Consider the following 10297-nt stretch of genomic DNA (forward strand, 5'->3'; position numbering starts at 1 on the left):
CCGTGAAGAGGCTGACAAGGCCATCGCAGCGCTCATGGTGCTGCCTGAGTCGCAACATCGTCAGGCCCTGATCCAGCTGGCCCAGATGGCAGTACAGCGCAGCGCCTGAGTTCTTGAGCTGCAACCAATAAAAAGAGGCCTGATGGCCTCTTTTTATTGGTTGCAGCTCAAGAAGGAAGCTGTCGCCCTCCCCCTGATGGATGACAGACTCCCTCGGCTCGACGGCCCCCTGTTCATCACCAGAGTCACTGTTAGTGAGCTCGGCGCCACCATGGCGCCTTATTGCCTGTTATCTATCAATCCGCCCTGATGGGCGCTAATGAGCAACGGGAGACCTGCCCTCCTTCGGTGTCATCAGCCACAGCGTCCAATCGGAACAGACAAAAACGTAAACCCTAGACATAGAAAAGGGCCCTCACGGGCCCTTTTACATAACGACATACGATAACAAGCTTACTGCTTGTTGCCATCCGGCGACTTGAGGTAGCGGAAGAACTCGCTGTCCGGCTTCAGGACCATGAGGTCGTTGCCACCGGCGAAGCTCTTGCGATAGGCCTCCATGCTACGCACGAAGCTGAAAAACTCGGGGTCTTTCTTGTAGCTGTCGGCATAGATCTTGGCGGCTTCGGCATCCCCTTCACCACGCAACTGACGCGCGTTACTGTCGGCGTCGGCGATCATGACGGTCACCTTGCGGTCGATATCGGCGCGCAGGATTTCAGCCTGCTCGCGGCCCTGGGAGCGATGCTCACGGGCCACGGCCGTCCGCTCGGCACGCATCCGCTGATAGATGGAGTTGGACACTTCCACCGGCAGGTTGATCTGCTTGATGCGCACATCCACCACCTTGATGCCGAGCTCGGAGGAGCGCGCCATCTTCATCAGGGCATCTTCCATCACGGTACTACGCTCACCGGAGACGATGTCCTTGATGGTACGGTTACCTATCTCTGAACGCAGACCGTTGTTGATCTTGCGCTTGAGCAGGTCTTCGGCCTGGATCTTGTTGCCACCGCCCGTTGCCAGGTAGTACTTGGAAAAGTCCTCGATCTTCCACTTCACGTAGGAGTCGATGATGAGATCTTTCTTCTCCGAGGTGACGAAGCGATCCGCCTGACCTTCCAGAGTCTGAATGCGAGCATCCATCTTGCGAACCTGATCGATCATAGGCACCTTGAAGTGCAAGCCTGGCTCGTAGAGACGAGGCTCACCAGAGTCAATCCGCTTCACCTTGCCAAACTGCACCACTATGCCCTTCTGCCCTTCATCAACGATGAAGATGGAAGAGAAGCAGACCATGGCAGCCACAGCGATGACACCAATAGCTATTTTATTCATCTATCAGTTTCTCCCTGTGCTGAAACGGTCACCGCTACGCAGCGGCGTCGGAGTGGAGTTGGCCCCTTCGTTGGACGGCTGAGCCGGTTCCACCGCAGGAGTGCCAGCCGGACGAGTCGGTTGCACCGCGTTCGCCTTGCCGGACAGTTTGTCGAGCGGCAGGTAGATCATGCTGTTGTTGCCAGCAGGCATGTCGACCAGCACCTTGTTAGCTTGCTGATAGAGCTCCTCCATGGTTTCCAGATAGATACGCTCACGAGTCAACTCGGGGGCCGCCTGATACTGGGGCAGCAGCTCATTGAAACGCGCCACTTCACCCTTGGCCTTCAGCACGATCTGGGACTTGTAACCTTCGGCTTCCTGTTCCAGACGTTTGACCGAACCGCGAGCCTTTGGCTCCACTTCACGGGCATAGGCTTCGGCTTCACGGATGAAGCGCTGCTCATCTTCCTGAGCGGAGATGGCGTCATCGAAAGCATCCTTCACTTCTTCTGGCGGACGTGCCGGCAGGAAGTTGACGTCGACGATTTGCAGGCCCATCTGATAGGGCTCGATGATGCCATCGATCACCTGCCAGGTTTCCTGACGGACTTTTTCCCGACCCGTGGTCAGGACGTCATCCATCCGGGTGTGGCCTACCACATAGCGCAAGGCACTGTCAGTGGCCTGGCTCAGACTCTCGTCGGCATTGGTGACGCTGAACAGATATTGCTGGGGATCGACCACGCGATACTGCACGTCCATCTCGACCCGGACCACGTTCTCGTCCTGAGTCAGCATGAAACCAGAGGCTGGCAGGGAACGTACCGACTCCACATCCACCGGAATAACCCGATCGATGAAGGTCGGCTTCCAGCGCAGACCCGGATCCACGTTATGGGAGTACTCCCCAAAACGCAGCACAACGCCACGCTCGGCCTCGCGAATGGTATAGAAGCCGCTGACGACCCACACCACCACCGCGACCAGCAGGGCGATGGAGATGCCGAACTTGCCTATCTCACCACCGGATTTACCACCGCCGCCAAACAGACCGCCGAAGCGACGGCTGACCTTGCGTAGCATCTCGTCCAGATCAGGGGGTCCCTGAGTCTTGCCGTTATTCCCCCAAGGGTCACGGTCTTTGCCGTTGTTACCAGGCTCATTCCAAGCCATCAGCATCTCCATTTAAATACTTGCGAATGGATGTCATCTCTATCGGCATCAGTCCACCGGGCTCAGTTGCCCATATGGTGGGTCAATGCATGATAAAGCGTTGTAAAACTTCACCTTCTTGCTTCACGAGGCGGTTCCAGTCGGCCACTTGCAAGCGGACTTCCAGCACGAAATCCCCCTCCTCGCTAAAACCTTCCTGCTCTATCCCTTTGAGGCGATAGAGGATACTGCGCAACCGGGCGGCCGAAGGCGGCAACTGCAACCTGTGGTGCACCATGGTGCCAGCCAGCAATTCGGTCAGGGCCTGGAACAACAGTTCGCGGCCTTCGCCCGTCTGGGCGGAGAGCCAAACCCGGACCGGTCTGCCCTCATCGTCACGCTCCAGCGCGGCGGGGCGATCGCTCAGCTTGTCGATCTTGTTACAGATCATCAGCTGGGGCCGATCATCGGATTCGATCTCGACCAAGACCCGCTGCACGGCATCAATATTGTCCTGCATCTGCTCGTCGGCGCAATCCACCACATGCAGTAGCAAGTCAGCCTCCCGGGTCTCTTGCAAGGTCGCCTTGAAGGCCGCGACCAGATCATGAGGCAGGTGCCGAATAAAACCAACCGTGTCCGCCAGTATCACATCCCCGACGTCCCGGATCTCCACTTTACGCAGAGTCGGGTCCAGAGTTGCGAACAACTGATCGGCAGCATACACGCTGGCATCTGTAAGTTCGTTGAACAAAGTGGATTTTCCGGCGTTGGTATAACCCACGAGAGAAACGGTCGGCACTTCATTGCGATTGCGGGCACGGCGGCCCTGTTCCCGCTGCTTGGCGACCTTGTCGAGCCGGCGCAATATGGCCTTGATGCGTTCACGCAGCAGACGACGGTCAGTTTCAAGCTGGGTTTCACCCGGACCACGCAGGCCGATACCGCCCTTCTGGCGCTCGAGGTGAGTCCAACCACGGATCAATCGGGTGGAGAGATGGCGCAACTGGGCCAGTTCAACTTGCAGCTTGCCTTCATGGGTGCGGGCACGCTGGGCGAAGATATCGAGAATGAGCCCGGTTCTGTCGACGACCCGGCACTGGAACAGGCGTTCCAGATTGCGCTCCTGGGCAGGGGTCAGCGCGTGGTTGAAGATCACCACATCCGCCCCCAGGGCTTGCACCTCGGAAGCGATCTCTTCCGCCTTGCCGCTGCCGACAAAAAACTTGGCGCTGGGCGAACTGCGACTGGTGGTGACCACTCCCAGCATGCTGACCCCGGCAGAGCTCACCAACAGCTTGAGCTCTTCGAGATCCTCACGCTCCCCTTCATTGCTGAAGTTGACATGCACCAGCACAGCCTGTTCGCCTGCTTCGTAACGGTCAAACAAGCGCTTGCTCCTTAGCTGGACTCATGAGGCATGGCGAGCTGACTCGCCGCTTGGACTCACTCCTCACTGTCGCCTGACGGCTCATCACCCTGGCCAGTGGCGGCATGCTGATGATGATTGACGGCGCGAGCCGGCACCACGGTAGAGATGGCATGCTTGTACACCATCTGGCTAACGGTGTTCTTCAGCAAAATGACGAATTGGTCGAAAGATTCGATTTGACCCTGCAGTTTGATGCCGTTCACCAAATAGATAGAAACAGGAATCCGCTCACGGCGCAGCGCATTCAAAAACGGGTCTTGGAGAGATTGCCCCTTAGCCATCTTCTTTTTTCCTTATAGTTTGTTGTTTTTAAACACCGGATATCACTATAACAACCTGATTATACAGGGAGTGTCAAGCCGCACCAGCGCAGGCAATGACCCTGGCGAGGTTGTCAGACTCACCAGATCCCAACCAGGTGACCTCAGGCCATCCCCTCAACCAGGTCATTTGCCGTTTAGCAAGCTGACGAGTGGCAACAATGCCACGATAACGCATCTCATCATACCCCAGTTCCCCGGCCAGGTAGTCCCACATTTGGCGGTAGCCAACGCAGCGAATAGAGGGTAGGTCCGCAGTCAGATCCCCACGCGCGCGCAGGGCTCTGACCTCCTCTTCGAACCCCCGGGCCAGCATGAGATCGAAACGCTGCTCGATACGCTCATGAAGCAGCGCCCTGTCGGTCGGGGCAATGGCAAACTGATGCACCCTGTAGGGTAATCCCTCCCCTTGTACCTGGGTCAGCTCGGTGAGGGTCTTGCCGCTGATGCGATAGACCTCGAGGGCCCGGCTCAGCCGTTGGGGATCGTTGGGGTGAATGCGTGCCCCGGCCACAGGATCCAGGCGCACCAGCTCGTCATGCAGGGCCTGCCAGCCCAGCCGGGCGGCATCGGCCTCAATACCGGCACGAATGGCAGGGTCGGCAGAGGGCAGCGGCGACAACCCCTCCAACAACGCCTTGAAATAGAGCATGGTGCCGCCGACCAGCAAGGGGATGCGGCCGCGACTGGCAATTTCGTCCATTTCGCGCAAGGCATCACGGCAAAAATCCGCCGCAGAGTAACTCAACGCCGGATCCAGAATATCGATCAATCGATGGGGTGCCAGCCTGAGCTCATCGGCATTTGGCTTGGCGGTGCCGATGTCCATGCCGCGATAGATGAGCGCGGAATCCACGCTGATGATGTCGCAGGGCAGGGTCTGGCACAGTTCAATAGCGAGATCCGTCTTGCCGGAGGCGGTAGGTCCCATCAGAAAAATGGCAGTCGGCAAGTCAGTCACGGTCAATTCCTTTCACAAAACGCTAAAAACAGGCTGTTGCTCTTTGCAGATCTGGGGCTCGCGACCTCACTCTTGCGCAAACTCGGCCAGGGTCGCCGCCAGCGAGAGGGGGCGCAGCAGCCGTTTGTCACTCAGCGGATCCGCCAGTTGGCTAACCAACTCGTCAAGCAAGCGAGTGGCCGTGGCAAAATCATATTGCTTGTCACTGGCCAAGCCTTGTTCTACCAGCCATTGGCAGAGTACTTCGGCCTGCTCCGCGTCACTGGCGGCGCTCAAGCCTTCAAGGAGTTGCAGCAGCTCGGGCAGCAAACGGGCCAGATCGGTCTGGCGCAACAACGCCGGCACCCGAGTCAGGATCATGGTGTCGCGACCACCGCTTTTCAACTCAAGCCCCATGCGTTTGAGCAGGTTTTCCTGTTCAGCGGCCACAACATGTTGGGATTTGGGCAATTTGAAGGAGACCGGCAACAGCAGCGGCTGAGCAGCCAGTCCCTGTCCCCAGCCTTCGAGCAGCCAGTGGCGCAGCAGGCGGCGTTCGGCCACCACCAAGCGCAGCAGGGCGAGTCGTCCCCCCAGCTCGACCAGCAGATAACACCCCTCTACCAGCGTCAGTGCCCGAGGAGTAGCGTCGAGCGGAGCGTCGTTCTGGGGCTTATTGGTGGTCAAATTTGGTACCTGGAGGCCGGGTAGTGTGGTCAACAGGGCCGCCATGCCACGCAGCGCTTCCCGGCTGGGGGCCTGCGGTGGCTGACTCACACCATGTCCACCCTGACCACCATTGGCGGTGCGCGACTCGCAGCCCGGACTTGTCCGGTCGCTGCCCATGGCGTCCCCAGGCTCCCCCTGGCGGGCCCCTTCCCGCACTTCGGCAGGAGCACGATAGCCATGTTCAGCCCCGTACCAGTCGGTGCGCGCCGCCTGCCCCGGATAGTCGGGGCCCTCGGTGGCTGGCAGGCTAACCTCGCTCATCGCCAGGGGCTCCTGGCTGTCGACTTGGTGCAAGGCGCTAAACAGCGCCTGATAGATGAAGTCGTGGATGAGCCGCGCCTGGTGAAAACGCACCTCGTGCTTGGCCGGATGCACGTTGACGTCCACCTGGCGTGGATCCAGTTCGATATAGAGCACGTAGGCGGCGAAGCGATCCGGTCCCAGCAGCTCGTCATAGGCCTGACGGATGGCATGGTTGATCAACTTGTCGCGCATCATGCGCCCGTTGACGTAGGTGTACTGCAGGTCGTTCTGCGGCCTGGCCCCGGCCGGGGTTGCCAGCCAGCCGCGCAGCCGTACGTCGCTGTGCTCACTCTCGATGGCCAGTGCATGGTGCATGAAGGGGGTGCCACAGACGGCAGCGAGGCGGCGCTCCTGCTCTTGCACCGTACTGGCGGCGCGATACTGGCGCACCAGCTTGTCATTGTGGCGCAGCAGCAGAGTCACATCGAAGCGCGACAAAGCAATGCGACGCACCAGCTCGTCTATGTGGGCAAACTCGGTCTTTTCGCTGCGCATGAACTTGCGCCGCGCCGGGGTATTGAAGAAGAGATCCACCACCTCGACCGTGGTACCGACGGGATGAGCCGCGGGTCTGATGGTGACGTCCATCTCCCGCCCCTCCGCCTCAGCCTGCCAGGCTTCAGATTGATCCTGGGTACGAGAAGTGAAGCTGAGCCGGGAGACAGAACTGATGGAGGCGAGCGCCTCTCCCCGAAATCCCAGGCTGCAGATCCCTTCCAGATCATCCAGGGTCGCCACCTTGGACGTCGCATGCCGTGACAGGGCCAGCACCAGCTCATCCCGGGCGACACCGCAGCCGTTGTCACGAATGCGGATAAGCTTGGCCCCCCCCTTGTCTATGTCGATCTCTATCCGGTTCGCCCCCGCATCCAGGCTGTTCTCGACCAGCTCCTTGACGACGGAGGAGGGACGCTCAACCACCTCGCCAGCGGCTATCTGGTTGGCAAGGATGGGGGGCAAAATACGGATCGGCATCGCTTATCCTTTGGGTATGTAGAGCACCTGCCCAATCTGGATCTCGTTGGATTTCAGATTGTTATATTGAGCAAGTCGGGACATGGACATGCCGTGGCGCTCGGCAAGACGTGACAGGCTCTCGCCGCGCGTCACCACGTGCCTGATGCTGCGCTGCTTGTCTATGGTGTTGGGGCTGCCGTTGCCAGAGAGGCTGGTCATCGGTTTGATGACCCCCGCCCCTGAGGCGCTGACTACCCCGACCACGGGGGCACCACTGCGGGCCGACTGGCTGGCGGGGGCCACCTGACTGACCGGCTGCTGCACGGTACGGGTCGGCGAGCTGCTCACCTTGCCGGCCATGATGGGGCCCTTGATCGGGTGTGCACGGTAATAGTTGCGAACGCCCTGGAAGATGGCCTGGGCCAGTTTGTTCTGATAGGCGGCACTGGCCAGCAGTTTCTCCTCATCGTGGTTGGAGATAAACCCGGTCTCCACCAGCACCGAAGGGATGTCAGGCGCCTTGAGTACCGCCAGACTGGCGTGCTCGGGGGCGGACTTGTGCAAGCGGGCGACCCGCCCCATCTCTTTCAAAATTTGGCGGCTGACGTCATAGCCCTCGGCGCGAGACTTGTCCATGGAGAGATCCAGGAAGGTGCGCGCCAGATAGGGGTTGGGGTCAGACTCGGCAATGACCTTGCCCACCCCCCCGAGCAGTTCGCCCTGCTTCTCCTGCTTCTCCAACCAGCTGCCCATCTCACGGTTGGCACGGTTGGTCGAAAGCACCCACACAGACGCGCCGCGCGGACGCGAGTTGTGAAAACTGTCCGCGTGCACCGAGACCAGCAGATCGGCCTTGGAGCGGCGGGCAATCTCGGAGCGCTTGTTGAGATCGACGAAGTAGTCGCCGTTGCGGGTCATCACCGCCTGCATGCCGGGCTCACGATTGATGAGTGCGGCCAGCTTCTGGGAAACCGCCAGGGTCACTCGCTTCTCGTAGGTGCGACGCGGGCCGATGGAGCCAGGGTCCTCACCGCCGTGACCGGGATCGATGGCGATAATGACTTTGCTGCCTGGGGTCGCGGGCGGCGGCGCGGCGTGGCGGGCCGAACTCTCCTCATAGGGGAGATCGATCACCAGCCGGTGACCATAGGGACCAGCCGGCGCCAATGGAAACACCACCGGCTTGATGGCCGACTTGAGATCCAGCACCAGACGCAGGCCACCTTTGTCTACCGGCGTGCTCTCGCGGATCTTGCGTACCAGCTCGCTCTTGTTCTCGACTCGGGCTAGATTGGCGCCATTGCTGGCCCCCTTGAGGTCGATGACCAGCCGGTCCGGTCCGGTCAGGATGAAATAGTTGAACTGGGGCGAACTGGAGAGATCCAGCACCACCCGAGTGTTATCGGGCGAGGGCCAGATCCGCACACTCTTGAGCTGATTGGCCCAGGCAGGCAGGGCCAGCAGAATAAAAAACAGATAAATTATCAGACGCACTTGGGTTGCAACCGTTCCAGAATGGCCTCGCCGATCGCAGTGCGGGCCACCAGCAAGGCCTCGCGCTGCATGTCTACATATGTCAGGGTAATCTCGAGATCCGGGGCGGCCAGCCAGCCTTCCCCTTTCTCAGGCCACTCAACCAGACAGAGGGTGTTGGGGCCGAAATAGTCACGGATCCCCATGAACTCCAACTCCTCGGGATCTGCCAATCGATACAAATCAAAGTGATAGACCTGCCAGGCCCCAAGCTCATAGGGCTCGACCAGTGTATAGGTCGGACTCTTTACCTTGCCTGAATGACCGAGTCCCTGGATCCAGCCACGGGTGAGCGTCGTCTTGCCCGCCCCCAGGGAGCCGTGCATAAAGACTGTGGTCGCGACTTGGCTGGCGTGCGCCAACTGACCACCCAGATTTACGGTTGCTGCCTCATCCGGCAACGCTATCATCAACTGTTTTGCCATCGTCTTCTTAACTTGTCAGGAGTGTCGGGATTGGCCAGAAGGCGGATCCATGGCAACAGGTCAGATGCCAGCATGCCTCTCTCCCCTTCTGTCGCCGCCAGATCGGCGGCCTCCCCATGGATCACTGCGCCCAGGCAGGTCGCATCACGCGCCCCTAGCCCCTGGGCCAAAAGGGCAGCGATGATACCAGATAACAGGTCACCCATGCCGCCACTGGCCATGCCGGGATTTCCCTCCTGGCAGAGCCAGATCTGTTTGCCATCAGTGATGAGCGTACCCGCCCCTTTGAGCAGTACAACGCCGCCATAACGGCCTTGTATTGCACGCAGGGCGGCGAAGCGATCGGCTTCCACCTCGGCCGTACGGCATCCCAGCAGGCGGGCTGCCTCGGCGGGATGGGGAGTGAGCACCCAATTATCCTGATGGCGGGGCTGTTGCGCCAGCCAATTCAACCCATCTGCATCCAATACCAGAGGCAACCTCTGGCACAGAGTCTGATCAAACAAGGCCTTGCCCCACTCATCCATGCCCAATCCCGGCCCAAGCACCCTTACCGATTCCCAGGGGGGTGCACCGACCACAGGGGAGTTGTCTCCAGACTGGCCCGCGGTAGCCGATGACGCTGTGATCAGACACTCCCGCCCCAATGCCATGATCTCGGGTTGGGTCAGGCTCGCGGAGGCATTGCCCGGATGCTGGCACACCTTGACCAGCCCGGCCCCCGTGCGCAGGCAGGCCATGGCCGCCAGCAATATGGCGCCCGCCATGCCCTGATTGCCGCCGATCAGTAGCACTCGACCCTGCTGTCCTTTGTGGGCGCTGCGCACCCGCGGACCGAGCAAATGGGCCAGCGCGGGATAGTCGATGCGCAGAGCGGAAGGGGCTTGCCAATGGCCAAGATCCAGGCCAAGGGAGGCCACATCCAGCTCACCGCACCAGCTGGGGCCCTGACCGGTAAGCAGCCCCTGCTTGAGCCCGACCAGACAGAGAGTACGGGTCGCCCGCACCGGATCGCCCATGATATGGCCGGTGTCGGCATCCAGCCCTGAGGGCAAATCCACAGCGAGCAGCGGGGCGGGCAAGCGATTGATGGTTGCGACAATCTCTGTCATGGCCGTCGTGAGTGGCAGGCGGGTGCCGCTGCCAAGCAGGGCATCTATCAGTAGATCAGGCAGAGTCTCCGACT

At 60.2% G+C, this 10297-nt stretch carries 10 protein-coding genes and 1 pseudogene; 2 read left to right on the forward strand and 9 right to left on the reverse strand.

The features are described from left to right. Window positions 1-109, forward strand: a pseudogene (locus G113_RS20710) (octaprenyl diphosphate synthase); the annotation flags it as partial. Between the two features lie 33 nt (window positions 110-142). Beyond that, window positions 143-310 carry a hypothetical protein gene (locus tag G113_RS21390; protein WP_161618921.1) on the forward strand — a complete coding sequence of 56 codons (168 nt, stop codon included), beginning with the start codon at window positions 143-145 and terminating at the stop codon, window positions 308-310. Between the two features lie 143 nt (window positions 311-453). Here G113_RS21390 and hflC read toward each other — a convergent pair whose 3' ends face one another. From hflC to G113_RS16140, 9 genes are all read right to left on the reverse strand, one after another. Next, window positions 454-1338: a protease modulator HflC gene (gene hflC, locus G113_RS16100; protein ID WP_005907084.1), complete on the reverse strand. Its 885-nt coding sequence runs from the start codon at window positions 1336-1338 to the stop codon at window positions 454-456. A 3-nt stretch (window positions 1339-1341) separates the two neighbouring features. Then, the gene (gene hflK, locus G113_RS16105) at window positions 1342-2493 is read right to left on the reverse strand and encodes an FtsH protease activity modulator HflK (protein WP_005907085.1); all 1152 of its coding nucleotides are present in this window, start codon (window positions 2491-2493) and stop codon (window positions 1342-1344) included. 82 nt (window positions 2494-2575) lie between these two features. Next, window positions 2576-3862: a ribosome rescue GTPase HflX gene (gene hflX / locus G113_RS16110; protein ID WP_005907086.1), complete on the reverse strand. Its 1287-nt coding sequence runs from the start codon at window positions 3860-3862 to the stop codon at window positions 2576-2578. A 56-nt stretch (window positions 3863-3918) separates the two neighbouring features. Next, a complete protein-coding gene (hfq, locus tag G113_RS16115) occupies window positions 3919-4185 on the reverse strand; it encodes an RNA chaperone Hfq (protein WP_005907087.1) in 267 nt (88 codons plus the stop codon). 73 nt (window positions 4186-4258) lie between these two features. Further along, window positions 4259-5155 carry a tRNA (adenosine(37)-N6)-dimethylallyltransferase MiaA gene (miaA, locus tag G113_RS16120; RefSeq protein WP_040319319.1) on the reverse strand — a complete coding sequence of 299 codons (897 nt, stop codon included), beginning with the start codon at window positions 5153-5155 and terminating at the stop codon, window positions 4259-4261. A 96-nt stretch (window positions 5156-5251) separates the two neighbouring features. After that, window positions 5252-7171 (reverse strand): DNA mismatch repair endonuclease MutL, encoded by a 1920-nt coding sequence (mutL, locus tag G113_RS16125; protein ID WP_005907089.1) that lies wholly within the window; start codon window positions 7169-7171, stop codon window positions 5252-5254. Window positions 7172-7174: 3 nt separating this feature from the next. Beyond that, window positions 7175-8647 (reverse strand): N-acetylmuramoyl-L-alanine amidase, encoded by a 1473-nt coding sequence (locus tag G113_RS16130; RefSeq protein ID WP_005907091.1) that lies wholly within the window; start codon window positions 8645-8647, stop codon window positions 7175-7177. After that, entirely contained in the window at window positions 8638-9111 is a 474-nt protein-coding gene (gene tsaE, locus G113_RS16135) for a tRNA (adenosine(37)-N6)-threonylcarbamoyltransferase complex ATPase subunit type 1 TsaE (RefSeq protein ID WP_040319318.1), read from the reverse strand. The genes G113_RS16130 and tsaE overlap by 10 nt, the downstream gene beginning before the upstream one ends. Beyond that, on the reverse strand, window positions 9096-10297 hold a 1202-nt coding region (locus G113_RS16140), incomplete at its 5' end, for an NAD(P)H-hydrate dehydratase (protein ID WP_005907095.1). The genes G113_RS16140 and tsaE, both read right to left, overlap by 16 nt.

The organism is Aeromonas molluscorum 848, from assembly GCF_000388115.1.
Taxonomy (GTDB): domain Bacteria; phylum Pseudomonadota; class Gammaproteobacteria; order Enterobacterales; family Aeromonadaceae; genus Aeromonas; species Aeromonas molluscorum.

Excerpts from the sequence above, each read along its gene's own strand:
- G113_RS21390 (WP_161618921.1), top strand. The coding sequence starts at position 143 with ATGGCCTCTTTTTATTGGTTGCAGCTCAAGAAGGAAGCTGTCGCCCTC.
- hflC (WP_005907084.1), bottom strand. The coding sequence starts at position 1,338 with ATGAATAAAATAGCTATTGGTGTCATCGCTGTGGCTGCCATGGTCTGC.
- hflK (WP_005907085.1), bottom strand. The coding sequence starts at position 2,493 with ATGGCTTGGAATGAGCCTGGTAACAACGGCAAAGACCGTGACCCTTGG.
- hfq (WP_005907087.1), bottom strand. The coding sequence starts at position 4,185 with ATGGCTAAGGGGCAATCTCTCCAAGACCCGTTTTTGAATGCGCTGCGC.
- miaA (WP_040319319.1), bottom strand. The coding sequence starts at position 5,155 with ATGGGACCTACCGCCTCCGGCAAGACGGATCTCGCTATTGAACTGTGC.
- mutL (WP_005907089.1), bottom strand. The coding sequence starts at position 7,171 with ATGCCGATCCGTATTTTGCCCCCCATCCTTGCCAACCAGATAGCCGCT.
- tsaE (WP_040319318.1), bottom strand. The coding sequence starts at position 9,111 with ATGGCAAAACAGTTGATGATAGCGTTGCCGGATGAGGCAGCAACCGTA.